This is a genomic window from Aurantimonas sp. A3-2-R12 (assembly GCF_036016755.1).
Classification (GTDB): domain Bacteria; phylum Pseudomonadota; class Alphaproteobacteria; order Rhizobiales; family Rhizobiaceae; genus Aurantimonas; species Aurantimonas coralicida_A.
On sequence record NZ_JAYXIH010000012.1, the window covers coordinates 38,377 to 64,798 of the forward strand.

A 26,422-nucleotide genomic window follows, 5' to 3' on the forward strand; every position below is an offset into this window, starting at 1 on the left:
GGTGATATCGGCCAGAGCCGATAGCACTGGCCGACCCCAACTGGCGAGCCGAGGGGCACGGCGCTGGATCAATTCGGCTTCGGCGCTTGACCCGCGCGACAATGCCAATAAACCGACAAGCTTACGATTGTCGCGCCGGAACGAAGCGAGCGGGCCGCGCGACGATGCCTGGGAGGGCGCGAACATGAGCGACGAAACGAGAATCCTCGCGACATTCGTCGCCAAGCTGGCCTTCGACGCGATTCCGCCGGAGGTCGCCCTGCGCGCGCGCCATCTGGCGCTCGATCTGACGGGCAGCATCGTGCGGGCCCATGCCGAATCGGAATCCACCCCGAGCCTCTATGCGACGCTGGACGAACTCGGGCTCGGCGGGCCGGGCGCTGCCACCGTGGTCGGCACCGGACGCCGGCTGGCGCCACCGGTCGCGGCTCTGGTCAACGGCATGCTCGGCCATTCCCTCGATTTCGACGACACCCACGCCGATTCCTCGCTGCATCCCTCCGCGCCGGTGGTTCCGGCGGCGCTCGCGGTCGGCGAGATGGTCGGAGCGAGCGGCGCCGAGATCGTCACGGCGATCGTCGCCGGTTACGAGGTCTGCTGCCGGCTCGGCAACGCGCTCGATCCGACCAGCCATTACGCGCGCGGCTTTCATCCCACCGCCACCGCCGGCACCTTCGGCGCGGCGGCGGCTGCCGCGCGGCTCTTCGGCCTCGACGCGGACGGTGTCGCCAGCGCCTTCGGCGTTTCGGGCAGCCAGGCAGCCGGCTCGCTGCAATTCCTCGTCAACGGCGCTTGGAACAAGCGCTGGCAGGTCGGCGCGGCGGCGATGAACGGCGTCTTCGCGGCGACATTGGCCAAGAACGGCTTGAAGGCGGCATCCGCCCCGATCGAGGGCCGGCACGGTCTCTTGGTCGGCTACACCGACGCCGCCGATCCGGCCAAGGCAGTGGCGGGCCTCGGTTCGGTCTGGGAAACCATGAAGATCGGCATGAAGCCCTACCCCTCCTGCCGCTACACCCATGCCGCGCTCGACGGGTTGCTCGCGTTGCGGCGAGAGGAGGGGCTCACCGCTGCAGACGTCCGCTCCGTGACGGTCGGGCTGCACCGCAACGGCATCACGCTGACCGGCGATCCCCTGCCGGAAAAGCGCCGGGTGCGCACCATCGTCGACGGCCAGTTCTCCATGCCCTTCGTTGCCAGCGTGGCGCTCGACCAGGGCTCGTTCGGCTGGGACGATTATCGGCGGATCGGCGATCCGGCGCTCGACGCGCTGTCGGACCGGATCGACGTCGTGCGCGACGAGAGCCTGGAAGGGCTGGCGCATCCCTTCGGCGCAACGCTGAGCGTCGAAACCGCCAGCGGATTGCTCGAGCGACACATTCCCGACCCGTCCGGCGAGCCGGCGACCTTTCCGGACGCCAAGGCCATCCGCGCCAAGTTCATGGCGCTCGCCGAACCGGTTCTCGGCGACGACGCGTGGCGTCTGGCCGACCGATTCGAAGGGCTCGACCGGCTTCCGTCGCTCGGCGCAATGCCGCGTTCCAGCGAGGCGGCGGCGTGAGCGCTTCCCCCATCACCGAGGACGATTTCATCCGTTCGGTCGCGGATGCGCTGCAATATATCGCGGTCTATCACCCGCCGGATTTCATCGCCCATCTCGCCGAGGCGTATCAGCGCGAGGAAAGCGCCTCGGCGAAGAACGCCATGGCGCAGATCCTGGTCAATTCCCGCATGGCCGCGCTCGGCGGGCGGCCGATGTGCCAGGACACCGGCACGGTCAACGTCTTCGTCAAATTCGGCATGGAGGCGCGCCTGGCTACTACGCGCCCGCTCACCGAACTCGTCAACGAGGCGGTGGCGATCGCCTATACCGACGCGGCGAACCCATTGCGCCCGTCGATCCTCGACGATCCGATCTTCGAGCGGAAGAACACCGGCACCAACGCGCCCGCCGTCACCCACGTCGAACTCGTGGCCGGCAACGAGATCGCGGTGACCGTGGCGGCCAAGGGCGGCGGCTCGGAAAACAAGGCGCGTTTCGCCGCGCTCAACCCGGGCGACTCGGTCGTCGACTGGGTGCTGAAGACGGTCGAGGGGCTCGGCGCCGGCTGGTGTCCGCCGGGCATTCTGGGCATCGGCGTCGGCGGCACCGCCGAAAAGGCGATGCTGCTGGCCAAGCAATCGCTGATGGCGCCGATCGACATGACGGCGCTGATTGCCCGCGGCCCGGCCTCGAAGCTGGAGGAACTGCGGATCGAGCTCTACGAGAAGGTCAACGCGCTCGGCATCGGCCCGCAGGGGCTCGGTGGCCTGACCACGGTGCTCGACGTCAAGATCGCGACCTATCCCGTTCATGCCGCGTCGAAGCCGGTCGGGCTGGTCCCGCAATGCGCCGCCGACCGGCATCTGAGCTTCACGCTCGACGGCACCGGCCCGGCGGAATTCACGCCGCCGGCGATCGATCTGTGGCCCGACATCGCCCTCGGCCAGGGGGACGCGTCCGTGCGCCGCGTCGACCTCGACACGCTGACGCGCCAGGACGTCGCCGGCTGGCGGGCCGGCGAGACGCTGCTCCTGTCCGGCCGGCTTTTGACCGGGCGCGACGCCGCCCACAAGCGGATGATCGCGATGCTCGATCGCGGCGAAAAACTCCCCGTCGATCTCAATGGCCGTGCGATCTACTATGTCGGACCGGTGGACGCGGTGCGCGACGAGGTCGTGGGACCGGCCGGCCCGACGACCTCGACCCGCATGGACCCGTATACGGACCAATTGCTGGAGGCGACCGGCCTCCTGGTGATGATCGGCAAGGCCGAGCGCGGTGCGGCCGCAATCGACAGCATAAGGCGGCACGGCGCCGCCTATCTCATCGCCGTCGGCGGCGCGGCCTATCTCGTCTCCAAGGCAATCCGCTCCTCGCGCATCCTCGCCTTCGAGGATCTTGGCATGGAAGCGATCCGTGAATTCGTGGTCGAGGACATGCCGGTGACCGTCGCGGTCGATGCCGGCGGCACCTCGATCCACACCACCGGGCCGGCGCGATGGAAGCGGCCGGAGATCCGCGTTTCCGGCCGAACGGTTTAACTGCGGGCGTCGGCCAATCCCTGCCCACTCTCGCCGGGCAGACCCCCGGCCCGCCGCGATCGTATTGAGGGAGAAACGATGACTGACCCTATCGATATCGACCATCTGAAAAGCTGGATCGGCCGCACCGAGGAAGCGAGCGACCATATCGACACACGGTTGGTCCGCTCGTTCCTGGCCACGCTCGACCGTGAACCGGGAGACGTGTCCGAGGGCGACCCGGCCCCCCTCTGCCTGCATTGGTGCCTCGCGCCGCCGGTTGTGCCCAACTCCGCCACCGGGCCGGACGGACACCCGGCGCGCGGCGGTTTCCTGCCACCGGTGCCGCTGCCTCGACGCATGTGGGCGGGCGGCGAACTGCGTTTTCTGACCCCGCTCGTCGTCGGCGACCGGGTCACGCGCCGCTCGCGCATCGAGGCCGTCGAACTCAAGCTGGGTCGCTCAGGCCCCTTATGCTTCGTGACAGTCCGGCACGACATTCTCGCCTCCGCCGTCGTCGCTCTCGAGGAGCGCCAGGACATCGTCTACCGCGCGGCCGAGACCGGTGGCGCCACGCCGGCGGCCCGCCCCGAAGCGGCCGAGTCGCCGAAGGCGGACGTCAGTCACGCCTTCGAGCCGAGCCCACTGGCCCTGTTTCGCTATTCGGCCCTGACCTTCAACGGTCATCGCATCCATTACGACCGGCGCTATTGCATCGAGGAGGAGAACTATCCCGGCCTTGTCGTACATGGACCGCTGCAGGCGACGCTGCTGGCGCATCTGGCCGCCGAGACGCTCGGCCGAACGCCGGCGGTGTTTTCCTATCGCGGCGTCAAGCCGCTGTTCGACGGCAAGACGATGGGTCTCAATGCACGGCGCGATGGGGATGGCTGCGAACTCTGGTCGAGCGGTGCCGACGGCATCAGGCGCATGCAGGCCACGGCCTCGATATAACCGGCTACGCCTCGGTCGTCCGGATCGACGGCGCCTCAGTCCGCCATAGTCTCCTGCTCGATCTCCAGTGCCGGCTTCGCCCGCCGCTTGCGGAACGCGAAATAGACCGCCGCGAGCAGGAAGAACGCCGTCACCGTATAGAGCCCGATCGAAATCCCGCTGCCGACGAGGATCGACGGATCGCCGCCCGAGATCGACAGCGCCCGCCGCAGCATGCTTTCCATTTCGCCGCCGAGCAGAAGCCCGAGCACGACCGGAACCACCGAGATATCGAGCTTGCGCAGGATGAAGCCGAGCACGCCGAAGCCGACCATGACTTGCAGGTCGAAGGTGGAGTGGCTGATCGAATAGATGCCGACGAAGGAGATCATCACCACGAACGGCATCAACGCCCACATCGGGATCGCCAGCATCCGGGTGAACAGGCCGACCAGCGGCAGATTGAGGATCAGCAGGAACACGTTCGCCATGAACAGTGCCGCGATCAGGCCCCAGACAATGTCCGGCTGGTTCTGGAACAGGAGCGGTCCCGGCGTGATGTTCAGCGAGATCAGCAGCGCCAGGAGCACCGCCGTCGTGCCGGAGCCCGGTACGCCGAGCGCCAGCATCGGCACCAGCGCTCCGCCGGCCGCCGCGTTGTTGCCGGCCTCCGGCGCCGCGACCCCGCGCGGATCGCCCTTGCCGAACGTATCGTTGCTGTTCGAATAGCGCTTTTCCAGCGTGTAGGCGATGAACGAGCCGAGCGAAGCACCCGCCCCCGGCAGGATGCCGGCGACGAAGCCGAGGCCGGAGCCGCGCAACATCGCCCCCAGTGATTGGCGGATGTCGGCCCAGCGGGCAAAGGCGCGTTTGACCGGAATCGCGCCGGAATGACCTCCGATCCCGTGTTCCAAAAGGATCAACGCCTCGGAAATGGCGAACAGGCCGACGATAGCGATAATGGCATGGAAGCCGTCATAAAGGTGGAAGCTGCCGAAGGTATAGCGCGGCACGGCGCTTTGCGGGTCGATCCCGACCGTTCCCAGCATCAGTCCGATCCCGGCCGCCAGTAGCGTTTTGGCCGGGTTGGCGCCGGTGATGCCGCCGATCGTGGCGAAAGCCATGACATAGAGCGCGAAATATTCGGCCGGGCCGAAGCGGATGGCGAACTGCACCAAAAGCGGCGCGAACAGCACCAGGCCGATGGTCGAGGCCACCGCGCCGACGAAGGAAGCGATGCCGGAGATCGCCAGAGCCTCCGGCGCCTTGCCGTTCTTGGCCATCGGGTAGCCGTCGAGGCAGGTCATCATCGCCGGTTCGTCGCCGGGAATGTTCAGCATGATGGAGGAGATGCGGCCGCCATACATGCAGCCGTAATAGACGCAGGCCAGAAGAATGAGCGCCGAGCCCGGCGGCAATTGCAGCGAGAACGCCAGCGGGATGAGGATCGCCACGCCGTTGACCGGGCCGAGGCCCGGCAGCGCGCCGATGATCGTGCCGATGAAGCAGCCGAACAGGGCGAGGCCGATATTCGTCGGCGTCAGGGCGACCGCAAAGCCGTCGGCGAGAAATCCAAGAATTTCCACGTGATCTCCTTGGCACCGGTCAAGCGGTGACTAGCCGAAAAGCGGTCCCATCGGCAGCGGCAGGCCGAAAACGCCGTCGAACAGAAAGAACAGACCGAAACCGATCACCAATCCGGTGAGTACCGATTGCAACCAGCTTCCGCCGAGAATCCGCGCCAGAAATACCGCGGCGACGCTTGTCGACAGCGGAAAGCCCGCCGGTTCGAGAACGAACGGATAGGCGATGAGGACCGCCAGCATCGCGAACTGGCCCCAGACATGCGGCCAGCGGAACCAGACCGGGTCGGGGTCCGGCTTGATGATCAGGAACGCCGCGAACAGACCAAGCGGCACGGCGACCATGCGGGGAAACAGGCTGGGACCGGCGGGATCGCCATAGGCGACGACATAGCCGCCGGCGGCGATCCAGTACCAGATCGCGAGGGCGAGCAGTATCGCCCCCGCGATGCGGTCACTGAGACGAAGGCTCATGGCCGTCTACTGGATGACACCGATGGCCTTCGAGATTTCCGCGGCCTTGTCCTTCGACTCGCGCACGAAGGCATCGAATTCCTTGCCGCCGCGCCAGATCGGGGTCAGGCCCGACTCGGTCGCCGCCGTCTGCCAACCGTCCGAATCGTAAAGCGTCTTCATCTTCTCGACCCAGAAATCATAGGCTTCGTCGGGAACCCCGCCGCCCATGTAGAAACCGCGCCAGTTGTAGCCGACGGCCTCGATGCCCTGCTCCTTGGCGGTGGCGATATCAGGATAGGCGGGCAGCCTGTCGTCGGACATGACCGCCAAAGCCTTGGCGTCGCCCGACTGGATGAAGCCGCCGATCTCGCCGATGTCTGTGAGGACGACGTCGATATGGCCGCCGAGCAACTGGGTGACGGCGTCACCGCCACCGGAGAATTCGACCCAGCGGATGTCCTTCAACTGGTCAGTCGGAACGCCGGCTTCCTGCGCCAGGATCAGGAACCGCAGATGGTCCCAGCCGCCGATCGAGGACGATCCACCGACCACGACACCGGCCGGGTCTTCCTTGACGGCGGCGAGGACGGCTTCGAGCGAGTCGTATTCGGAGTCCTTGTTGACCAGCACCGTGCCGACATCGGCGCCGAGCATGCCCAGCCAGCGCATCTGGTCGATGCCGGCCGGATATTTGTCCTGGGCGATCTGGGTGATGCCGACGGTCGATGTCGCAACGATCAGATTCGGGTCGTCATTGCGCTTCGATGCGACATTGGCGAAGGCCACAGCGCCGACGGCGCCCGGCATGTTGGTCACCTGGACGGCGCCCGGAACGAGGCCTTCTTCCTGCAGCAGGCGGCCGACGGTCCGGCAGGTGAAGTCCCAGCCCCCGCCGGGATTGGCCGGTGCGATGCACTCGACATTCGACGGCTCGAACGCCGCCGCCGGTAAGGCGATCGACGCCACGGCCGCGACCATCAGCAAACGTTTCAAAAACATACTCATCCTCCCTCTGGCGACGGTTCTTGCGTCCCCCGCCCTGTTGTCGGCCGCAAGAGATCGCGCCGTCACCGACATTTACCCTTGCGTGCCTTTGTTAGTGGATGACACCGAAGTATTCGGCCGGTCAAGGCCGGACGCGATGTCATCTGTGCTGCGCCGCGAAAAGAGGGCATGCTGCAATGCAGCGCAATATTTCAAAATTTACTTTCGACTGACCCTTCGCGTATGGGAACCGTAATGCCAACGAAACAAAACAGGAGCGGGATGATGGCCGAAGCAGGCAATGTGTTGCCCATGCCGGTGCGCGCTGGGAGCCGGATCGAGATTTGCGAGGTCGGCCCCCGCGACGGCTTCCAGATCGAAAAGCCCTTCATCCCGACGGAACGCAAGATCGAGATCGTCAACGGCCTGATCGATGCCGGCTTGCGCAAGGTGCAGGTGACCTCTTTCGTCTCGCCGCGCGCGGTGCCGCAGCTGGCCGATGCCGCCGAAGTCCTGGCCGGCATCGACAAGAAGCCAGGGGTGATCTTGACGGCGCTGGTGCCGAACGCCCGCGGCGCCGAACGAGCGGCGGAGACGCAGCTCGACGTCATGGGGCTGTTCTGCTCGGCCTCCGAAGCGCACAGCCGCAAGAACGTCAACGCCTCGATCGACGAGACGCTCGCGCGGTTTCCGCCGGTGGTCGAAATCGCCACGGCGGCGGGCAAGCGGGTCCAGGGCGGCGTCGCCACCGCCTTCGGCTGCCCCTTCGAGGGCGACGTGCCGCCGGAATCCGTCGTGCGGATCGCGCGCTTCTACCGCGATCTCGGCATCGTCGATCTCAATCTCGGCGACACCACCGGCATGGCGACGCCGACGACGGTCAAGGCATTGCTGGCGGCGCTGCGGGAGGGCGTGCCGGAGATGAAAATCACGCTGCATTTCCACAACACGCGCGGCGTCGGCCTCGCCAATGTCATGGTCGGCCTTTCCGAAGGCGTCAACCGTTACGATTCCTCCATCGGCGGGCTCGGCGGCTGTCCCTTCGCGGCGGGGGCGACGGGCAACATCTGCACCGAGGATCTGGTCTATCTGCTCCAGGAAAGCGGTTATGAGACCGGCGTCGATCTCAAACGCCTGATCGCGGTCGCCAAGCGGACCGAGACGATCCTTGGCCGGGAATTGCCGGGCCAGGTGATGAAGGCCGGGCCGCGTTTGACCCGGCACGGCGTCGACGACGTCTCTACGGCGGCGGGCTGAGAAGCATGGAGCAACCGCTTGCCGGTATTCGCGTCGTCGATCTGACGCGCATTCTCTCCGGACCGTTCTGTTCAATGATCCTCGGCGATCTCGGCGCCGATGTCGTCAAGATCGAAACGCCGGGTTCGGGCGATCATGTGCGTGGCCAGGGCGCGATCATCGATGGTCTGTCCTGGTATTTCGCCAGCTTCAACCGCAACAAGCGCTCGATCACGCTGGATTTGAAGCGCGAGGAGGGCAAGGCCGTCCTGCGCAGGCTTCTGACCGAGGCCGACGTGCTGGTCGAGAATTTCCGGCCCGGCGTGCTCGCCGCGATGGGGCTCGACCGCTCCGGGCTCGACGCCATCAATCCGCGGCTCGTCGTAGGCTCGGTCAACGGCTACGGCACGACCGGCCCCTATAGCGAGCGACCGGCCTTCGATTTCATCACCCAGGCGATGTCGGGCTTCATGGCGGTGAACGGAACCCTGGAAGGCGGGCCGATCCGCGCCGCACCGCCGCTGACCGATCTCATCGCCGGCCTCTACACCGCGCTTGGTATCGTTGCGGCTTTGCGCGTGCGCGACCGGGACGGCGCCGGCCAGGCGGTCGAATCCTCGATGATGAACGGCATGATCTCGATGATGGCCTATCTGTCCGCCGCCCAACTCGCCACCGGTCAGACGCCGCCACCGACCGGCAACGACCACCCGATCGCCTCGCCCTATGGGCTGTTCCAGGCGTCCGACGGTCCGGTGGCGGTGGCCGCGTCGACCGCGCCGATCCTGCGGCGGTTCATGGAGACGACCGGGCTTTCGGCGATGCTGGAGGATTGGCGCTTCGACACCAATGCCAAGCGGGTCGAGCGCCGCGCCGAGGTCAACGCGATGATCGACGACGCCATGCGTCACGAGAGCCAAGCGATCTGGATCGAGCGGTTGAACGCCGCCGGCGTGCCCTGCGGTCGGGTGCAGACACTAGCGGAGGTGTTCGAGGACCCGCAGGTGCGGGAGCAGGAGATGGTCCTCGCCATCGATCATCCGGGTCATGGCACGGTCAAGATGACCGGCTTTCCGATCAAATTCTCGGACACGCCCTGCGTCATCCGCCATCCGGCGCCGGATCTCGGCGCGGATACCGACACGGTTCTCGCCGAGGCGGGCTATTCGTCCGCCGAGATCGCGGCACTGCGGGACGACGACGTGATCTGAAGGCCGCGCGAATGAAAACGGCCGCGCACCCTTTCGGACGCGCGGCCGATTCACGTGAAACAATGGCTACCCTTAGAGCAGGCCGGCTTCCTTGTAATAGCGCTCGGCGCCCGGATGCAGAGCGACCGGCAGGTTCTTCGCCGCCTTCGCCGGGTCGATCGACTTCGCTGCATTGTGGGCGGCGACCAGCTCCGGCAGGTTCTCGATCAGCTGCTTGGTCATCTGGTAGACCAGTTCCTCGTCGACGTCGCTCGAGGTAACCAGGATGTTGGTGATCGCCAGCGTCGGCACGGCTGCGTCCTGGCCATCATAGGTGCCCGCCGGAATTTCGGCTGCCTGGAACGGCGCGCCGAGTTTTTCGGCGATCTCGGCCGGAACCGCGACGACCGTGATCGGCAGCGACGAGGCGAGGTCGCGGATCGAGGCAACGCCGAGGCCGGCCGACTGGAGCGTCGCGTCGAGCTGGCGGTTCTTGATCAGCTCGACCGACTCGGCGAAAGGCAGATATTCGGTCTTGCCGAGATCCTCATAGCTCATGCCCGCAGCCGAGAAGATCGCGCGGGCGTTGAGCTCGGTGCCGGACGCCGGTGCGCCAACCGACAGCGCCTTGCCCTTCAGGCCTGCCAGATCGGTGATGCCGGAATCCTTGGAGGCGACGATCTGGACGTAGTTGGGGTAGATCGCGGCAATCGCGCGCAGCTTTTCCACCGGCTGCTGGAAGCCGGCATCGGCGTTGCCTTCGGCGGCGGCCTTGACGGAGTCGCCGAGCGCGAAGGCGATTTCCCCACGACCCTGTGCAATCAGATTGATGTTTTCGACCGAGGCCTTGGTCGACTGGACCTGGGTCTTTACCCCCTCGATCTTGTCGCCATAGACCTTGGCCAGCGCAACGCCGAGCGGATAGTAGACGCCGGACGTGCCGCCGGTCAGTACGTTGATGAACTGCTGGGCCGAGGCGGCGGCCGGCGCCATGGCCAGGCCCGCGACGAGCGCCGAGGCGGCGAGACGGTTGAATAACTTCATGAAGTGTCCTCCCAAAAAGGGCCGAGGCGGCCCCGTCGCCGATTTGTATCAGCCGACGAGGAAACCTCAAGGGCGGCGGAGAGGACAGGCCCACTCCCCCTTTGGGAACGGGGTGCGTCCTTGTGCGCCCTCCGTCGAATTGACTTCGCGCTTTTCATGTCGGATGTCCTCCCGCAGCGCACTATTGGAGAAACCGCATGTCCGACATGATCGACGTCCACGACCTCAAGGTTGCGGCCATCCTGAAGAATTTCATCGACACGGAAGCTTTGCCGGACACCGGGATCGCGCCGGATGTCTTCTGGAAGGGGACGTCGGACATCCTCAACGGCCTGGCGCCGCGCAATCGGGAGTTGCTGCGGATCCGCGAGGACATGCAAGCCAAGATCGACGACTGGCACCGCGAACGCCGCGGCAAGACGATCGACATGAAGGAATACAAGGCGTTCCTGAGCGATCTCGGCTATCTCGTGCCGGAAGGTCCGGACTTTGCCATCGAGACCGACAACGTCGATCCGGAAATCGCGCTGATCCCCGGTCCGCAGCTCGTCGTGCCGCTGATGAACGCGCGCTACACGCTGAACGCGGCCAATGCCCGCTGGGCCTCGCTCTATGACGCGCTCTACGGCACCGACGCGATGGGCGATCTGCCCGAAAGCAAGGGCTACGACCGGGCGCGAGGCGCGCGCGTCGTCACCTGGGCCAAGAGCTTCCTCGACGGCCTGGCGCCGCTCGACCGGATCTCGCATATCGACGTGAAGGCCTATTCGGTCGAGGACGGCACGCTGGTCGCCACCTTCAACGGCGGCAAGCAGGCGCGGCTAAAGAACCCGGCCGCCTTCGCCGGCTATCGCGGCGACGCCGCGACCCCGACGGCGCTGCTGTTCAAGCACAACGGCCTGCATCTGGAAGTGACCATCGACGCGACCAACCGCATCGGCAAGAACGACCCGGCGAACGTCGCCGACATGGTGATGGAATCGGCGATCACCACGATCTGTGACTGCGAGGATTCGATCGCCGCCGTCGACGCCGAGGACAAGACCGCCGTCTATCGCAACTGGCTCGGCCTGATGAAGGGCGACCTTGAGGACAGCTTCGAGAAGGGCGGCGAGACGGTGACGCGGCGACTCAACCCGGATCGCGACTATGTCGGCGCCGACGGCGCGGCCCTCAGCCTGCCGGGGCGATCGCTGCTCCTGATCCGCAATGTCGGCCACCTGATGACCAACCCGGCCATCCAGCTCAAGGACGGCAGCGAGGTGCCGGAGGGCATCATGGACGCGGTGATCACCGCGATGATCGCCATGCACGACCTCAAGAAGACCGCCGGCATCCGCAATTCGCGTGCCGGCTCGATCTACATCGTCAAGCCGAAGATGCACGGGCCGGACGAGGTCGCCTTCTCCGACGAGATCTTCGCCCGGGTCGAGGATCTGCTCGGCATGGCCCGCTACACGCTGAAGATGGGCATCATGGACGAGGAGCGCCGCACCACGGTCAACCTCAAGGAGTGCATCCGCGCGGCCAAGCATCGGGTGTTCTTCATCAACACCGGCTTCCTCGACCGCACCGGCGACGAGATTCACACCTCGATGGAAGCCGGGCCGATGGTCCGCAAGACCGTGATGAAGGACCGCACCTGGATCAAGGCCTATGAGGACTGGAACGTCGATGTGGGTCTTGCCTGCGGCCTGACCGGCAAGGCGCAGATCGGCAAGGGCATGTGGGCGATGCCGGCAAGGATGCACGACATGCTGGCCCAGAAGATCGCCCATCCGCAGGCCGGCGCAAACACCGCCTGGGTGCCGAGCCCGACTGCCGCGACCCTGCACGCGACGCACTACCACAAGGTCGACGTCCTCGCCTGGCAGGAGGCGATCGCCAGGAAGGGCAGCCGGGCGGTCCTCTCCGACATCCTCACCATCCCACTCTCCAACCGCGCCAATTGGCCCGAGGAGCAGATCCGGGGCGAACTGGAGAACAATGCGCAGGGCATCCTCGGCTACGTCGTGCGCTGGATCGACCAGGGCGTCGGCTGCTCGACCGTGCCTGACATCAACGATGTCGGCCTGATGGAGGACCGCGCCACCTGCCGCATCTCCTCCCAACACATCGCCAACTGGCTGCATCACGGCGTCGTCTCCAAGGAGGAGGTGATGGAAGCGATGAAGAAGATGGCCAGAAAGGTCGACGAGCAGAACGCCGACGATCCGGCCTACCAGCCGATGGCGGAAAATTTCGACGGCTCGATCGCCTTCAAGGCGGCCTGCGACCTGGTCTTCGAGGGGCGGGAACAGCCCTCCGGCTATACCGAACCAGTCTTGCATCGCCGCCGGCTGGAGAAGAAGGCGCAAGCGGCGGGATAGCCCTGCCGCTACCGGCCGCACATAGCCCTGGAGTCAGGGCCGAGAAAGAAAAGAGACCCGTCTGGTGACGGGCCTCTCCACTGCCGGCGGATTTCCGGTTGAACGGGGACGGAATCCAGACGATCGCGCCGGTTCGAGGGGGCGTGCCCCCTCGCTTTTGCCTGGACGCGTCGCTTAGTTGGACTGCGTCGGCAGGCTCTGCTGCACGGCCTGGTTCAGAGCGTCGTTGGTGCTCTGGGCATCGCAGGACTTGTCGCCCTTGTCGTTGCTGCTGGCGATCGCATTGACCTCCAGTTCGCAAACCGCGGCGGCGACGCTGATCGGCACCTGAACGGAACCGACATCGATAACGTCCTGCGCCTGCACGGTCAGATCGTTGAGGGCCGAGAGATCGTTGGCGATGTTCTGCGCGATGTCGTTGTTGCTGATATCGACGACGACGAGGCCTTTGCCGCCGCCGGCATCGATCTTGTTGTTGCCGGCGTTCGTTGAATTGGCCTGGGCAAAGGCCGAGCCGCCCATGGCGAGCGCGACGACGGTGGCGAGTGCTGTGGTCTTGAACATTGTAAGCTCCATTCCTCGAGTTGAGCTGTCCCTGTCGGCACCTCTAACCAACTGATTGCAGGAGCGTTCCCGGCATTGAGCCAAAAAATCACACCGCCGTGATATGACCCCCTTACGGTCACCGAGGCGGCGTATTTTTGCCGCCCATGCGGCCTTTTACGGCATCCTTGAAGGGCCTGTAGTCGAGCGTCGAAGTAGGGTCTGGGGCCACAGGGGCGGCGCCGCCGCGTCCAGCCTGTCCTGCCGCGCCCTGGATGAAGTTTCACCCGGCGCCCATGAAAAAGCCGCCGGAGGGACGCCCTCCGGCGGCTGTTCGCTTCATGGGAGCGGCGCGGAGATTGGCCGCGCCGCGGCCGGCAAAACCCTATCGGCGGCTGCGCGGCTTCGCCGCTGCGCTGGCGCCGGCCGCGCGCCGGGCACGGCGATTCGGGCCTGCCGCCTTGGCGGGGTTGGATTTGGCGAGCGCCGGTTCGCTTTTTTGCGGTGCAGATACGCGCTGGGCGGCCGTCTTGGCCGCAGCTGGCTTCGGAGCCTGGGTATCGCCGCCTTTGTTCGGCGTCTCCTGCTGAAGCTTGGGGGCGGAGTTGGCAGCGGCTTTCACCGGCTGGGTCTTCGCCGGGCTGGCCGCAGGCGTCTCGGCGCCGGGCTTGGGCGCCGACGCTTCAGCGAAGAGGTTCGGCTCTGAATCATTCGCCGCCCGTTTCGCTTTCGAGCCCGACGCTTTGGATGTCTGATCCTTCGGCTTTTTGGCTGTCTTGGCGGCAGGCGTTGTCTTTCCCGCATCTCTTACCGATGACGCAGCCTTGGTGTTGGCCGCGGCAGCGTTTGCGTTGTCGGCAGACCGTCCAGCCTTGGTCTTCGCCGCCTTGCCGGCCTTGGCTGTCTTGTCGGCCTTCGCCTTTGTCTCAGGAGCCGGCGTCGCCGCCGTCTGCACATCGTCGGCGGCGGCCAGCTTGGCGACCTCGGCCTCGCCGATGATGGTCTTGCTGAGTTTTTCAGCCTTTGCCTCCCGCTCGGCGACGGCGCCCTCGCGCCGCGGCGCCACATCCTTGTGCGGCTGGGTCGCGTTGGCGTGGGTGGTCCCGTGCGTCAGCGCGAAATCGACGATGCGCGGGCAAATCTCGGCGCGGAAGCGCGAGCCGTTGAAGACGCCGTAATGACCGACCTTCGGCTGCACGTAATGGACGCGCATGTCGGCCGGGATGTTCGAGCAGAGCCGCTGCGCCGCCTCGGTCTGGCCGACGCCGGAAATGTCGTCGTTCTCGCCCTCGACGGTGAGCAGCGCCGTGCGCTTGATCTTGGTCAGGTCGATGCGCTTGCCGCGATGCATCATCTCGCCCTTCGGCAGCGAATGTTTGATGAACACCTCGTCGACGGTCTGCAGATAGAACTCGGCGGTGAGATCCATCACCGCGTTATATTCGTCGTAGAATTCACGGTGCTTGTCGGCTGAATCGCCGTCGTCCTTGACCAAGTGCCAGAAGAACTCCTTGTGGGCGGTCATGTGCCGGTCGAGATTCATCGACATGAAGCCGGTCAGCTGCAGGAAGCCCGGATAAACGGGCCGCGTGAAGCCCAGCTGCGGAAACGGCACCGTCATGATGACGTTGTCGCGGAACCAGTCGATGCCCTTTTCCTCGGCCAGCCGGTTGACCGCGGTCGGGTTGATGCGCGTATCGATCGGACCGCCCATCAGCGTCATCGTCGCCGGGGCACAATCGTCCTCGTCCGCTTCCATCAGCGCCGTCGCCATCATCACAGGAACGGCCGGCTGGCAGACGCCGATGATATGGGTGTCGGGTCCGAGGAATTGGAGCATCTCGATGAGATAGTCGACATAGTCGTCGAGGTCGAAACGACCGGCGGTCACCGGAACATGACGGGCGTCGTTCCAGTCGGTGATGTAGACGTCGCCATAGGGAAGAAGCGCTTCCACCGTGCCGCGCAGCAGGGTCGCATAATGGCCCGACATCGGGGCGACAAGCAGAAACCGGGGGTCCTTGGCGTGCCGCTTGGGCAGTTCGCGGTCGAAATGCAGTAGCCGGCCGAACGGCTTCTCCCAGACCACCTTGTCCTGCACCGGCACGCGTTGACCGGCGACGAAGGTTTCGTCGAGGCCGAATTCCGGTTTGCCATAGACCCGCGTAGTCCGCTCGAACAGCTCGGCCGCCGCCGCGATAGAGCGCCCGGCCGTGGTCTGCGACAGTGGATTGAGCGGGTTTTGGTAAAACAGCCGGGTCACGTCGGCCATGGCCCGAAGCGGCGTAAGCGCCGCGTGGTTCCATTCATAAAAATGATACAACATCAACTCCCGCTATGCCTTCCTGAATGAATTAGCAAATTTTGCTGCAATGCACAAATAGGGAGCCGAGGTCGATTTTAACACCGGCACATGGCTGCTATAGCCATTTGATGAGCACCCTTTGGGCGTCGATGCCCGCTTCCTCCAGCATCTCGTCCACTCGCTGATTCGCCAGTATAGCCGGGTGTCGCTTGCGCGAGACCGTTATGAAACCGTTACGTTCATAGAGCGCCGCTTGACGGCAGTTGTCGACAGTAGCTGGTATGCCAACGGCCCGATGGTCAAACCACCGTGCCCTCTGCGTCACAGCGGCGATGAGGGCGCTGGCGATGCCCCGGCCTCGGTGCGGCGTTAGGACGCGGTGATCGGCGAGCCAATAGAGATCCCCCCGCTCTTGCGCCGCGGCGTAGCCGACGGGTTGGCCGTCGCGCTTGGCCGCGGCGACGAAAATTTCGTGGGACAGCAGGAATCGGACGAAATCCGGCAGCGTTGATGGCTCCGCTGGTATTTCGTTCGAAGGCTCCGGCGGCCGGGTGGCTGCCTCCTGGCGGATCGCCAGCAATGAATCGGCCTCGCCGGGCTCCATCATGCGAATGCGGTAGCCTTTCGGCGCCAGACCCTTGAATGCTTTGCGCCCCGGCTTCTTGCCCATGGCTTCCCGTGCCGGAGAGCGGCCGCTAGATCACATCAAATCGGATCGATCTTATCCGATTTCCTACGACGCGATCGATTTCCGTTGCCGAGCCCGCCAACCGTGTGGTCGGCTTCGAGCTCCCAAGCGGTCTTTGGTTGATAGCTTACGTCATTCTGGTTTTAGACTTTGAGCCGAAACATATGGGTTGCGAATGTCTTGTCGGACAGGCGGCGAAGCAGAGCGCCAATTGCTGCAGTTGCCACCAGGGCAAAAGCGAGCCTCCCGGCAAGAACGCCGTAAACATCAGCGCCCAGTGAGATGACGATGATGGTGTCCTCGATCACGCTATGCGCGAAGCCCATGAGCACGCATGATAGAAATATCTGACGCGGTTGTATTGTACCCGATTGGGCTTCACGGATCAGAAGGCCCGCTCCGTAGGAAATTCCCAGAAACAAACCGACAGCGGTGAGATGTCCGGCTTCACCCCGGATACCGGCAAGGCGCAACAGCGGTGAAAGCGCGGTCATCATCAATTCCAGCACGCCGGTCACCTTAAGGATTTCAAGGCCCCAAGACAGGGCAACGAGGATGATGAGCATCCAGACCATGGTCTCGCCGAGACCACGGAAAAAATCAGCCCAATCGGGTGTGGCGCTCATCGGCATCCAGGTCGGGTTGACCGGAGCCGCCAAATAGCCCGTGGCAACCAGAAAATGGTGCAGCAGAAAAGCGTAGAGCAGGCCACCTGAAATGCGCAGCGTGGTCGATACGATCATGCCCGGGCCGGCCTTCTGAATGATCTTCTGCTCGATCGGCAGACCGTGTGCGAACAGGATGAGGGCCGAGAAAACCGTTACATCCGCCACGCTGAGCGAGGACACAGGAACCAGAGTGAAAATGAGCGGGACAGCGCCCCATATTCCGACGAGCATTGCCGTCAGCCAAGCCAGACCCAGTTCCTGGGGTAGCCCGACGAGGTTCATGACAGGCTCGAAAACCGGTGCCACCGCCTTGATCACCCCCATCCTCGACAACAGTTCGGTGATGATGGTGATGGGAACCCATGATCCGGGCAAGCATCCAGTAAATTTCAAGCGATTCCGGTGTTTTACGCAGGATGGTCATCACGAACGGCATCAGAGGCTCCTTTGAGGTTGCCTCAATTTTCCTAACCCGAGCAGCTTCGAACTTGTGGTCAAAAACTGCATCTAGATGCAATTTTATTGCAAGAGGACTGATGGCGGATAGTCTGCGAGAATGGATCGGATCGACCGGAAACTTCTGAATCTTATGCAGCGCGACGCGTCGCGCACAAATGTCGACATGGCCGACGCGGTCGGCCTGTCACCGTCCAGTTGCCTGCGCCGCCTGCAGCGGCTGCGCAAATCGGGCGTGATCGACCGAACTGTCGCGATCCTGAATCCCGCCAAGGCCGGACGCGTGATCAAGGCACTGGTTACGGTCGAACTGAAGCTGCACGGCGAGCAGCACATGCGTCGCTTTCTGGACATGGCAGTCACGGAAGAGGCCGTTTCACAGGCCTATGCTGTTACCGGCGAAACCGATGTCGTGCTGATGCTGCGCCTGCACGATATGGAAGAGTTCGACACTCTCTGCGACAGGCTGTTCCGCGATCAGACCAATGTCGCGCGCTTCTTCACAATGATCGTCATCCGGAGCGCCAAAGAGGAAACGGCAATTCGGCTTTGAGCGCGCGCCGCTGGCTTTAGAACGAACGGCAGTTCCGTCCGCAGAGCGGACCAACACGATGTGCGGACATCTCTGTGAAATGGCTTATGCGGGATACTGCCCTAGCCGTCGTAACCCTCGACAATGATCGTGTCGGCCTCGGCATATTGCTGCCGGAGCGGCTTGACCTGAAGTCACTCCAGGTCGGTAGTCTTCTCAAGGCAGATGGATCTCGGGACCTTGAATGACATGAAAATCGCGGAAGTGGCTGCGAAATGCGGCTTGAGCATCGACACAATACGATATTACGAGAAGGCTGGCATTTGCCCTGCCGTCCGCCGGGGGTCTGATGGAAAGCGACGCTTCTCACCGGAGGACGTGGATTGGCTGACCCTTCTCGCATCCCTTCGCGAAACAGGGATGCCGACCAAGGCGATGAAACACTTCGCCGGGCTCTACCAGCAGGGAGACGGGACAGTCTCCGAGCGGAAGACGATGCTCCTTGAGCACGAGAAGCGTCTGCAGGTCCAACAAGCATTACTCGCGAAGTGCAGAAAGCTGCTGACCCATAAGCTCGCGCGATATGACGACATACTGGGAGGCAAATCATGAAAATCATCGTTGTGGGAGCCGAGGGAGATATCGGCGAAGCAGCCTGCGAGGAACTCGGCAGACGACACGATCTCGTCCGCGTGGGCCGTTCGAGCGGAGAGATTCAGGTCGATATGTCTGACCGTTCGTCCGTCGATGAGATGTATGCACGCGTCGGCACGGTGGACGCGGTTGTCTCGACAGCGGGGGATGTGCATTTCGCGCCGCTTGGTGAACATACCGCGGAAACGCTCATGCTTGGCCTGCGTCAAAAGGTGATGGGACAGATCAACCTTGTCCTTGCCGGATTGAAATCGGTTGTGGAAGGTGGGTCTTTCACACTGACGAGCGGCGTGCTCGATCGCGACCCAATCCGAACGGGCGTAGGTGCCGCGACGGCGAACGGAGCGCTCGGTGGATTAGTCGTCGGGGCGGCCATTGAGATGCCCCGCCGACTGAGGATCAATGTCGTCAGTCCCGGTCTATTGGATGTCTCGGTGCCGCGATATGGACAGTGGTTTCCGGGCCACGACCCGGTTTCGTCTGAGCGCGTCGGACGTGCCTATGCGAAGAGCGTCGATGGCGCGATCACCGGCCAGGTCATCATCGTCGATTAGCCCTACACTGCGGTCCTGACGTAGCCTCGATCAAAAGCGGACTTTGACGGACTTCCGCTTCGCCCACGCAGAGCGGATCACCACGATGTGCGGACATCTCCGTGAAATAGCTTGTGCGGGATACCGGCGGAAAGCCGGTTCCCGCTTTTCGTCATCCTGATCTAGCCGTCGTAACCCTCGACGATGATCATCTCCGCCTCGGCATAGCGCTGCCGGATCGCTTTGGCCTTCTGGTATTGCTCGCTGTGGTAGCAGGCTTTCGCGGTCTCGACGCTGTCGAAGGCGATGACGACGTTGCGGCTCCGCGCGGTGCCCTCGAGTGCCTCGAACGGCCCGCCGCGGGCAAGGAATGTCGCGCCATATTCGCGGAACGCCGGCGCGGCGGCCTCGACGTAACCCTTGTAGCCCTCGGGGTCGCGCACGTCGACGCGTGCGATCCAGTAGCCCTTTGCCATCAGTCTCTCTCCCTTTGTGCGCTTGGCCCCTCCGGCCGGCGCGTTGCTGCGAAGCTTCCTTACGCCCTGGAGGCGAGCGCCGCCGCCATCTCGTCGAGGATCGCCGTGGCGGCCTCGCGCGGGTTTGCGGCCGCAACGATCGGCCGGGCGACGACGAGGTGCGAGGCACCCGCGTGAAGCGCGTCGGCGGGTGTCGAAACCCGCTTCTGGTCTCCTGCGGGCGCGCCCGATGGCCGGATGCCGGGCGTTACGATCACCATCTGTGGCCCGATCAGCGCGCGCATCTCGGCCGCCTCGTGCGCCGCCGACACGATGCCGCCCATGCCGATATCCCTGGCCTGCCCGGCCCGCAGCCGCACGAGGTCCGAGACGCCGTGGGCGTAACCGGCCGTCGTCAGATCGGCGTCGTCGAGCGAGGTCAGCACCGTGACGCCGAGCAGCGTCAAATCCGTGCCCTTCGCCGCGTCGACGGCGGCCTGCATGGCGTGCGGATAGGCGTGAATCGTCAGCATCGAGGCGCCGAGCGCGAGCGCGCTGTCGACCCCCTTGGCCACCGTGTTGGGAATGTCGAGGAGCTTCAGGTCCAGAAACACCCGCTTGCCGGAATTGGCAAGGTCCGTGACCAGCGGCAGCCCGCCCGCATAGGCGAGTTGATAGCCGATCTTGTACCAAGAGACGGCGTCGCCGAGCGTCTCGACGATCCGCTCCGCCTCGGCGCGGGTCGAGACGTCGAGCCCGACGATCAGCCGGTCGCGCGCCGCGTTGCTGGCGTTCGCATCGCTCAATGGGCTTCCTCCCAATTGCCGGCGGCCTTGGCGTCGACCTCGATCGGCACGGTGAGTTCGACGCGCGGCAGCGCCGCCCCCTCCATCACCTGCTTGATGACGGGCAGGCTCGCCTCGACCTGATCCTCGTCGACCTCGAAGATCAGTTCGTCATGCACCTGCAAAAGCATCTGCGCCGACAGGCCGGCGGCGGCGAGCGCCGGCTCCATGCGGATCATGGCGCGGCGGATGATGTCGGCGGCGGTGCCCTGGATCGGCGCGTTGATCGCGGCGCGCTCGCTGAAGGCACGCACCGAGGGGTTCGGCCCCCTGATGTCGGGATAATGCGCCCTCCGGCCGAACAGCGTCTCGACGTAGCCGTGTTCCTTGGCGAAGGTCTTGGTCGCGTCCATGTAGTCCCGAATGCCTGGAAAGCGCTCGAAATAGCGCTTGATGTAGAGCCCGGCCTCCTCGCGCGGGATCGACAGCTGATTAGCCAGCCCGAAGGCCGAGATGCCGTAGATGATGCCGAAATTGATCGCCTTGGCGCGCCGCCGCACCATCGGGTCCATGCCCTCGACCGGCAGGCCGAACATTTCCGACGCGGTCATGGCGTGGATGTCGAGCCCCTCGCGAAACGCCTCCTTCAACTGCGGAATGTCGGCGATATGGGCAAGGATGCGCAGCTCGATCTGGCTGTAGTCGGCCGACACCAGCTTCTTGCCCTTGGGCGCGACGAAGGCGGTGCGGATCGCCCGTCCCTCCTCGGTCCGCACCGGGATGTTCTGCAAATTCGGCTCGGAGGAGGAGAGCCGCCCCGTCGTCGTCGAGGCCATGGCATAGGAGGTGTGGATGCGCCCCTGATCGTCCATATGCGCCGGCAGCGTGTCGGTGTAGGTGCCTTTCAGCTTGCTGAGCTGGCGCCAGTCGACGATGCGGCGCGGCAATTCGTGGCCCTCGGCCGCCAGTTCCTCCAGCACCCGCGCGTCGGTCGACCACTGCCCGCTCTTGGTCTTCTTGCCGCCGGGCAGGCTCAGTTTGCCGAACAGGATTTCGCCGAGCTGCTTGGGCGAGCCCGGATTGAACGCCTCGCCCGCCATCTCGGCGATTTCGGCTTCGAGCCCCGCCTGCTTCTGGGCGAAGCGGCCCGACAGGCGCGACAGGATCTGCCGGTCGGTCTTGATGCCGCGCTGCTCCATGCGCGCCAGTACCGGCACCAGCGGCCGCTCGAGCCGCTCATAGACCGAGGCGAGGCCCTCGGCGACGAGGCGTGGCTTCAAGACCTGCCACAGGCGCAGCGTGACGTCCGCGTCCTCGGCCGCGTATTCGGTGACCTTGTCGATCGGGCAGGCGGCGATCGCCTTGGCGCCTTTGCCGGAACCGCAGAGCTCCTTGTAGGACACCGGCTTGTGGCCGAGGAAGCGCTCCGACAATTCGTCCATGCCGTGCCCGTCCAGCGAGGACGAGGCGTCGAGGGCGTAGGAGATCAGCATCGTGTCGTCGAAGGATTCGACCGCGATGCCATGCTGGAGCAGGACGAGGTAGTCGTATTTGAAGTTCTGGCCGATCTTCAGGATCGATGGGTCCTCGAGCACCGGCTTGAGGATTGCCAGCGCTTCATCGAGCGGCAGCTGCGGGCCGATCTCGTCTTCCGCCGTCTTCTCGGACAGAAGATCCGCCTCGCCGGAGGGCGAGATATGGCCGAGCGGCAGATAGGCGGCGCGGCCCGGACGTGTGGCGAAGGAGACGCCGACGAGGTCGCAATTCATCGCCGAAAGCGAGCTGGTCTCGGTGTCGAAGGCGAGAATCCCGGCCTCGCGCGCCTCCCTCATCCAGGCTTGAAGCGTCGTCGCGTCGCGGATCGTCACATAGGTGGAGCGGTCGAACGTAGCCGAGGTGGCCGCCGCCTTCCGGCTTTCGACGAGGCCCGACGGCGTCAACGGTAGCCGCGCGTCACCATCGCCATACGGCGCGGACGGATCGAGGTCGGGACCGCGCGCCGGACCCGTGACCGTGATCGCGGCGGTCTCGACCTCGGCGGCATTGGTGTCGAGCCGCGCGGCGACGCGCCGGGTCAGCGTCGTGAACTCCATCGCCTTGAGGAATGAAATCAGCTTCTCGCCGTCGGGCTCGTGGATGAACAGGTCGTCGAGCGGGGTATCGAGCGGCGTCGCCTCATCAAGTGTCACCAGACGCCGCGACAGCCGCGCCTGCTCGGCGAATGCGATCAGGTTTTCCCGCCGCTTGGTCTGCTTGATCTCCGGCGCACGGGCGAGCAACGTTTCGAGGTCGCCATATTCATCGAGCAGCTGCGCGGCCGTCTTCGGGCCGATGCCCGGCACGCCCGGCACGTTGTCGGACGTGTCGCCGACCAGCGCTTGCAGCTCGATCATCTTGTCCGGATAGACGCCGAATTTCTCCTTCACTTCCTCCGGCCCGAGGCGCTTGTCCTTCATCTGGTCGTAGAGAATCACGCACGGCCCGACGAGCTGCATCAGATCCTTGTCGGACGACACGATGGTGACATCGCCGCCGGCTTCCAGCGCATGGCGCGTGTAGGTCGCGATCAGATCGTCGGCCTCAAAACCCTGCTTTTCGATGCAGGGCAGATCGAAGGCCCGCACCGCCTCGCGGATCAGCGAGAACTGCGGCACGAGGTCTTCCGGCGGCGCCTCGCGATTGGCCTTGTACTGGTCGTAGAGCTCGTTGCGGAAGGTCTTTGAGGAGTGGTCGAAGATCACCGCGAAATGGGTCGGCGCGACGCCAACGGACGTGTCGCGCGATTCCTCGACCAGCTTCCACAGCATATTGCAGAAGCCGGAGACCGCGCCGACCGGCAGTCCGTCGGATTTGCGGGTTAGCGGCGGCAGCGCGTGATAGGCCCGGAAGATGTAGGCCGAGCCGTCGACGAGGAAGAGATGATCGCCTTTTTGCATGGGCCGGAGATAGCTTGGCGCCGGGTCCAAGTCCATCGTTACATCGGCGTCTCCGCGAAGGCCGCGCGGGGCCAGAACGAGGCACTCCCATCGCCGCCCTCCTGACCCTGCGGGGGCGCCAAATCATAAGCTTCACTTGCGCTTGCAACGACGTCTTGTTTGTTACAAAAAATTCAGGTTGCCATCACAGGTATTTTACGCGCATGCGGGCGCGCGGCCTTGATTTATTTCCACCCGAGTCGCATTTTAACTTAGGCGATGCCTCAAGGTGTCGCGTTCGGCCGAAGCACGTCCCCCGCTTTAAGCCGAATAGAGAGCGATGCGGCCCTCTTCCCCCTCTCCAGGGCGCGCGCTCGCTGAAAGCGAGAGAGTCGTTGCGGTGTATCCCCCTCCAGGCCGCGGCGGCTCTCTTTGCGTTTGGGATTACGTTACGTCATTATCCATCTGGCCAAGCCGCAAATCGTCACCACCATCCTGGCCATACGTCGGTTTTCGCATAAATTCTCTGCCGGCCCGTCGCGAGCCCCGGAATCGCACCCCTATCCCGCCATCGCCGCCTTCAACGCCGGATAAAGCGCGCGATAGCGATGCCATGCGGCCTCGTAACTCCCCGTCATATCGCTCTCCGGCGCGAAACGCCGAGCAATCGGCGGCTCACGCATGATGGATTTCGCCTCCGCGCCCGTCGCCGCGCACAGGCCGAGCCGCGCGGCGCCGAAAGCCGCGCCGAAATCGCCGGCTTCCGGCAGCGCAATCTCGCTGCCCAGCACCGTCGCCATCAGTTTCAGCCAATAGGCCGAGCGCGAGCCGGCACCCACGGCGACCAACCGCTCCGGCTGCGCCCCCACGCCACCCGCTTCCAGGCAATCGCGCATGGAGAAGGCGACGCCTTCGAGCACCGCCCGCGTCATCGCCTCACGGTCGGTGCCCGCCTCCAGCCCGGCGAAGACGCCTCTGATGTCCGAATCATTGTGCGGCGTCCGCTCGCCCGACAGATAAGGCAGAAAGACCAGCCGTCCGGGCTCGGCAAGGTCCTCGCCAAGCGCGCCGGTCAGTGTCTCCGGCTTTTCCTGTAAGAGCTGCGACAGCCACTCGACCGACCCCGCGGCCGACAGCGTCACGCCCATCTGGTGCCAGAGGCCGGGGATGGCGTGGCAAAAGGTGTGCAGCGCCGTTTCCGGCGCCGGTGCGTAGCCCGCCGTCGCGGTGAACAAGACGCCGGAGGTGCCGAGCGACAGAAAGCCGGTGCCGGGTTCCGCGACGCCGACGCCGCAGGCCGACGCGGCGTTGTCGCCGCCACCGCCGGCGACGACCGTACCCGCCTTCATCCCGAAGGAGGCGGCGAGTTCCGGCCTGAGCCCGCCCGAAACCTCGGTGCCCTCGACGAGACGCGGCATGTGGGAAAGCGACAGGCCGGTCTTCTCCAGCATGCGGGTCGACCAGTGGCGCTTGCCGGTGTCGAGCCATGACGTGCCGGCGGCATCCGACATCTCGGACACCGTCTCGCCGGTGAGCCAGAGCCGCAGAGTGTCCTTCGGCAGCAGCACTTTTCGAACCTTGGCGAAAATCTCCGGCTCGTGGCGCGCGACCCAGACGAGCTTCGGCGCAGTGAAGCCGGGAAAGACGATGTTTCCGGTGATCGCGCGCGATTCCGCGTCGTCGAGTTCGCGCGCTTCTTCGTGGCTGCGCGTGTCGTTCCAGAGGATGCAGGGGCGCAGAACCCGGTCGTCCTCGCCCAGCAGCGTCGCGCCGTGCATATGGCCCGAGAGCCCGATGCCGGCAACCGCGGCAAGCTCCTCCGGGTGCTCGGCTTTCAGCTTCGCCAGGACCTCTTCGCAGGCCGCTATCCAGCTTGCCGGGTTCTGCTCCGACCAGCCGAAGCGCGGCCGCTCGACCGTGAGCGGCACGGAGACGGATGCGATGGCGCGCTGATCCGCGTCGATCAAAAGCGCCTTCAGCGAGGATGTGCCCAGGTCGAGGCCGAGGTAATTCCGCATAAGACTTCACTCTTTCCTGCTCGCGGACGCCGCACCCGCCGCCGCTTTCGTCAGAAACGATACCAGAGGGCGGTGATCAAGCCCCGTTCCTTGATCGCGTTGGTGCCTGCCACGGTCGCAAAGCCGCCCGCCTGCAACGACCATTGCTCGTTGAAATCGTAGACCATCGAGAGTTGCGCCTTGTGATAGGCATAGTTCTCGACATCCGCGTCGCTCCGGGCCGAGAACGTTGCAAAACCCTGGGCGAGTAGCAGGATGTTCGACCACGGCCGGATGCCGAGGGTGAGGTCGAGCTTCACTTCGTCCGGCCCGTCGCCGACCCGGTAGCGATAGGCTGCTTGCGCGTCGACGAAAACGGGATAGTCGCCGAGGGTGAAGCCGTAGCCGGCCAACGCCCGGACCTCGATCTGCGGCGAGTCCCAACCAAAGGTGTCCACTGCCGCGTCGGCCGCGCCAAAGGCATCCTCGACCCGCGCCGAAATCTGGCCGGAGGCGACGAAGCCGCCGGCCTCGTAGAGGCGCAGACGACCCCCGATCCCCACATGCGACAGCGCCGGCCGCGCGAATGGCAGATCGCCCTCGCGCTCGGCGCCGAACTCGCCCTCGCCGAGCAGCGTGAATGTCTCCGTGAGGCCGTATTCGACGAGGACCGCGACCGCGCCTTTCTCGAATTCGGGCCGCGCGGCGGGATATCCATCCGCGTCGAAGGTTTCACTGGCTTGCGAATAGAGGCCGGTGACGATCGCCTGCCCCGTGCCTTCTTCCCGCGTCCAGGCCCCAGCGTGCGCGGGACCGCTTGCGCCGACGAGGAGCGAGGCGGACACGACAAGGGGCACAAACGCTGGCCAGAGGCCGCCGACGCGACTCCGTTCGGCGACGCTCCAGACGGCGCGTCGCGCAAAATCCCCCTTCACCGCCGGCATCAGTGCCCCACCGCATCCGTCGAAGAGTTTAGAAAGAGACTGCGAATGGTTGCAAACGGATTCTAAGCTCGGCGAACGATCGCGGGATT

21 protein-coding genes and 1 pseudogene are annotated in these 26,422 nt (G+C 64.9%); 9 read left to right on the plus strand and 13 right to left on the minus strand.

The window, feature by feature from the left end:
• Positions 1-184: 184 nt before the first annotated feature.
• The 3 genes from VSX60_RS08325 (at position 185) to VSX60_RS08335 (ending at position 4,017) form a co-directional block, all read left to right on the plus strand.
• Complete coding sequence (locus VSX60_RS08325) at positions 185-1,561, plus strand: MmgE/PrpD family protein (RefSeq protein ID WP_327623692.1); 1,377 nt, start codon at positions 185-187, stop codon at positions 1,559-1,561.
• On the plus strand, positions 1,558-3,084 hold the full coding sequence (locus tag VSX60_RS08330) for a fumarate hydratase (RefSeq protein ID WP_327623693.1): 1,527 nt from the start codon (positions 1,558-1,560) through the stop codon (positions 3,082-3,084). Before VSX60_RS08325 ends, VSX60_RS08330 begins: the two co-directional genes overlap by 4 nt.
• 78 nt (positions 3,085-3,162) lie before the next feature.
• Positions 3,163-4,017, plus strand: coding sequence for an FAS1-like dehydratase domain-containing protein (locus VSX60_RS08335; protein ID WP_327623694.1), 855 nt, complete (start codon positions 3,163-3,165; stop codon positions 4,015-4,017).
• A gap of 35 nt (positions 4,018-4,052) precedes the next feature.
• Here VSX60_RS08335 and VSX60_RS08340 read toward each other — a convergent pair whose 3' ends face one another.
• The 3 genes from VSX60_RS08340 to VSX60_RS08350 are packed head-to-tail and all read right to left on the minus strand — an operon-like array spanning position 4,053 to position 7,034.
• Entirely contained in the window at positions 4,053-5,582 is a 1,530-nt protein-coding gene (locus VSX60_RS08340; protein ID WP_327623695.1) for a tripartite tricarboxylate transporter permease, read from the minus strand.
• 30 nt (positions 5,583-5,612) lie between these two features.
• Entirely contained in the window at positions 5,613-6,053 is a 441-nt protein-coding gene (locus VSX60_RS08345) for a tripartite tricarboxylate transporter TctB family protein (protein ID WP_327623696.1), read from the minus strand.
• Positions 6,054-6,059: 6 nt separating this feature from the next.
• Complete coding sequence (locus VSX60_RS08350; RefSeq protein ID WP_327623697.1) at positions 6,060-7,034, minus strand: Bug family tripartite tricarboxylate transporter substrate binding protein; 975 nt, start codon at positions 7,032-7,034, stop codon at positions 6,060-6,062.
• Between the two features lie 270 nt (positions 7,035-7,304).
• Between VSX60_RS08350 and VSX60_RS08355 the strand changes: the two genes are divergently transcribed.
• Both VSX60_RS08355 and VSX60_RS08360 read left to right on the plus strand, forming a co-directional pair.
• Positions 7,305-8,276 carry a hydroxymethylglutaryl-CoA lyase gene (locus VSX60_RS08355; protein WP_327623698.1) on the plus strand — a complete coding sequence of 324 codons (972 nt, stop codon included), beginning with the start codon at positions 7,305-7,307 and terminating at the stop codon, positions 8,274-8,276.
• A gap of 5 nt (positions 8,277-8,281) precedes the next feature.
• Positions 8,282-9,466, plus strand: a complete 1,185-nt coding sequence (locus tag VSX60_RS08360; protein WP_327623699.1) for a CaiB/BaiF CoA transferase family protein — start codon at positions 8,282-8,284, stop codon at positions 9,464-9,466.
• A gap of 72 nt (positions 9,467-9,538) precedes the next feature.
• Here VSX60_RS08360 and VSX60_RS08365 read toward each other — a convergent pair whose 3' ends face one another.
• Positions 9,539-10,489: a TAXI family TRAP transporter solute-binding subunit gene (locus tag VSX60_RS08365; RefSeq protein WP_327623700.1), complete on the minus strand. Its 951-nt coding sequence runs from the start codon at positions 10,487-10,489 to the stop codon at positions 9,539-9,541.
• A 197-nt stretch (positions 10,490-10,686) separates the two neighbouring features.
• Here VSX60_RS08365 and VSX60_RS08370 point away from each other — a divergent pair, with 197 nt between their 5' ends.
• The gene (locus tag VSX60_RS08370) at positions 10,687-12,858 is read left to right on the plus strand and encodes a malate synthase G (RefSeq protein WP_327623701.1); all 2,172 of its coding nucleotides are present in this window, start codon (positions 10,687-10,689) and stop codon (positions 12,856-12,858) included.
• Between the two features lie 174 nt (positions 12,859-13,032).
• Here VSX60_RS08370 and VSX60_RS08375 read toward each other — a convergent pair whose 3' ends face one another.
• From VSX60_RS08375 to VSX60_RS08390, 4 genes and pseudogenes are all read right to left on the minus strand, one after another.
• Positions 13,033-13,422 carry a hypothetical protein gene (locus tag VSX60_RS08375; RefSeq protein ID WP_327623702.1) on the minus strand — a complete coding sequence of 130 codons (390 nt, stop codon included), beginning with the start codon at positions 13,420-13,422 and terminating at the stop codon, positions 13,033-13,035.
• A gap of 364 nt (positions 13,423-13,786) precedes the next feature.
• The gene (locus VSX60_RS08380) at positions 13,787-15,727 is read right to left on the minus strand and encodes a polyhydroxyalkanoate depolymerase (protein ID WP_327623703.1); all 1,941 of its coding nucleotides are present in this window, start codon (positions 15,725-15,727) and stop codon (positions 13,787-13,789) included.
• Between the two features lie 94 nt (positions 15,728-15,821).
• The gene (locus VSX60_RS08385) at positions 15,822-16,376 is read right to left on the minus strand and encodes a GNAT family N-acetyltransferase (protein WP_327623704.1); all 555 of its coding nucleotides are present in this window, start codon (positions 16,374-16,376) and stop codon (positions 15,822-15,824) included.
• Between the two features lie 161 nt (positions 16,377-16,537).
• Positions 16,538-17,498, minus strand: a pseudogene (locus VSX60_RS08390) (nucleoside recognition domain-containing protein).
• Positions 17,499-17,618: 120 nt separating this feature from the next.
• On the opposite strand from VSX60_RS08390, the gene VSX60_RS08395 reads away from it, so the two are divergent.
• The 3 genes from VSX60_RS08395 (at position 17,619) to VSX60_RS08405 (ending at position 19,258) form a co-directional block, all read left to right on the plus strand.
• Positions 17,619-18,071, plus strand: a complete 453-nt coding sequence (locus tag VSX60_RS08395) for an Lrp/AsnC family transcriptional regulator (protein WP_327623705.1) — start codon at positions 17,619-17,621, stop codon at positions 18,069-18,071.
• A gap of 228 nt (positions 18,072-18,299) precedes the next feature.
• Positions 18,300-18,662, plus strand: coding sequence for a MerR family transcriptional regulator (locus VSX60_RS08400; protein ID WP_327623746.1), 363 nt, complete (start codon positions 18,300-18,302; stop codon positions 18,660-18,662).
• Positions 18,659-19,258, plus strand: a complete 600-nt coding sequence (locus VSX60_RS08405) for a short chain dehydrogenase (protein WP_327623706.1) — start codon at positions 18,659-18,661, stop codon at positions 19,256-19,258. Before VSX60_RS08400 ends, VSX60_RS08405 begins: the two co-directional genes overlap by 4 nt.
• 161 nt (positions 19,259-19,419) lie before the next feature.
• Here the strand turns inward: VSX60_RS08405 and VSX60_RS08410 are convergent, their stop codons facing one another.
• The 5 genes from VSX60_RS08410 to VSX60_RS08430 all read right to left on the minus strand — a co-directional run bounded on the left by VSX60_RS08410 (position 19,420) and on the right by VSX60_RS08430 (position 26,333).
• The gene (locus VSX60_RS08410) at positions 19,420-19,713 is read right to left on the minus strand and encodes a DUF1330 domain-containing protein (RefSeq protein WP_327623707.1); all 294 of its coding nucleotides are present in this window, start codon (positions 19,711-19,713) and stop codon (positions 19,420-19,422) included.
• Positions 19,714-19,772: 59 nt separating this feature from the next.
• Positions 19,773-20,498 carry an orotidine-5'-phosphate decarboxylase gene (pyrF, locus tag VSX60_RS08415; protein WP_327623708.1) on the minus strand — a complete coding sequence of 242 codons (726 nt, stop codon included), beginning with the start codon at positions 20,496-20,498 and terminating at the stop codon, positions 19,773-19,775.
• On the minus strand, positions 20,495-23,413 hold the full coding sequence (gene polA, locus VSX60_RS08420) for a DNA polymerase I (RefSeq protein WP_327623747.1): 2,919 nt from the start codon (positions 23,411-23,413) through the stop codon (positions 20,495-20,497). The genes pyrF and polA overlap by 4 nt, the downstream gene beginning before the upstream one ends.
• 539 nt (positions 23,414-23,952) lie before the next feature.
• Positions 23,953-25,410, minus strand: coding sequence for a xylulokinase (gene xylB / locus VSX60_RS08425; RefSeq protein ID WP_327623709.1), 1,458 nt, complete (start codon positions 25,408-25,410; stop codon positions 23,953-23,955).
• Positions 25,411-25,460: 50 nt separating this feature from the next.
• Entirely contained in the window at positions 25,461-26,333 is an 873-nt protein-coding gene (locus VSX60_RS08430) for a hypothetical protein (RefSeq protein WP_327623710.1), read from the minus strand.
• Positions 26,334-26,422: the final 89 nt, after the last annotated feature.

Bases quoted from the DNA above. Each gene is read 5' to 3' on its own strand.
- VSX60_RS08325 (WP_327623692.1), top strand. From the start codon at position 185: ATGAGCGACGAAACGAGAATCCTCGCGACATTCGTCGCCAAGCTGGCC.
- VSX60_RS08335 (WP_327623694.1), top strand. From the start codon at position 3,163: ATGACTGACCCTATCGATATCGACCATCTGAAAAGCTGGATCGGCCGC.
- VSX60_RS08345 (WP_327623696.1), bottom strand. From the start codon at position 6,053: ATGAGCCTTCGTCTCAGTGACCGCATCGCGGGGGCGATACTGCTCGCC.
- VSX60_RS08350 (WP_327623697.1), bottom strand. From the start codon at position 7,034: ATGTTTTTGAAACGTTTGCTGATGGTCGCGGCCGTGGCGTCGATCGCC.
- VSX60_RS08355 (WP_327623698.1), top strand. From the start codon at position 7,305: ATGGCCGAAGCAGGCAATGTGTTGCCCATGCCGGTGCGCGCTGGGAGC.
- VSX60_RS08360 (WP_327623699.1), top strand. From the start codon at position 8,282: ATGGAGCAACCGCTTGCCGGTATTCGCGTCGTCGATCTGACGCGCATT.
- VSX60_RS08365 (WP_327623700.1), bottom strand. From the start codon at position 10,489: ATGAAGTTATTCAACCGTCTCGCCGCCTCGGCGCTCGTCGCGGGCCTG.
- VSX60_RS08370 (WP_327623701.1), top strand. From the start codon at position 10,687: ATGTCCGACATGATCGACGTCCACGACCTCAAGGTTGCGGCCATCCTG.
- VSX60_RS08375 (WP_327623702.1), bottom strand. From the start codon at position 13,422: ATGTTCAAGACCACAGCACTCGCCACCGTCGTCGCGCTCGCCATGGGC.
- VSX60_RS08380 (WP_327623703.1), bottom strand. From the start codon at position 15,727: ATGTTGTATCATTTTTATGAATGGAACCACGCGGCGCTTACGCCGCTT.
- VSX60_RS08385 (WP_327623704.1), bottom strand. From the start codon at position 16,376: ATGGGCAAGAAGCCGGGGCGCAAAGCATTCAAGGGTCTGGCGCCGAAA.
- VSX60_RS08395 (WP_327623705.1), top strand. From the start codon at position 17,619: ATGGATCGGATCGACCGGAAACTTCTGAATCTTATGCAGCGCGACGCG.
- VSX60_RS08400 (WP_327623746.1), top strand. From the start codon at position 18,300: ATGAAAATCGCGGAAGTGGCTGCGAAATGCGGCTTGAGCATCGACACA.
- VSX60_RS08405 (WP_327623706.1), top strand. From the start codon at position 18,659: ATGAAAATCATCGTTGTGGGAGCCGAGGGAGATATCGGCGAAGCAGCC.
- VSX60_RS08410 (WP_327623707.1), bottom strand. From the start codon at position 19,713: ATGGCAAAGGGCTACTGGATCGCACGCGTCGACGTGCGCGACCCCGAG.
- polA (WP_327623747.1), bottom strand. From the start codon at position 23,413: ATGCAAAAAGGCGATCATCTCTTCCTCGTCGACGGCTCGGCCTACATC.
- xylB (WP_327623709.1), bottom strand. From the start codon at position 25,410: ATGCGGAATTACCTCGGCCTCGACCTGGGCACATCCTCGCTGAAGGCG.
- VSX60_RS08430 (WP_327623710.1), bottom strand. From the start codon at position 26,333: ATGCCGGCGGTGAAGGGGGATTTTGCGCGACGCGCCGTCTGGAGCGTC.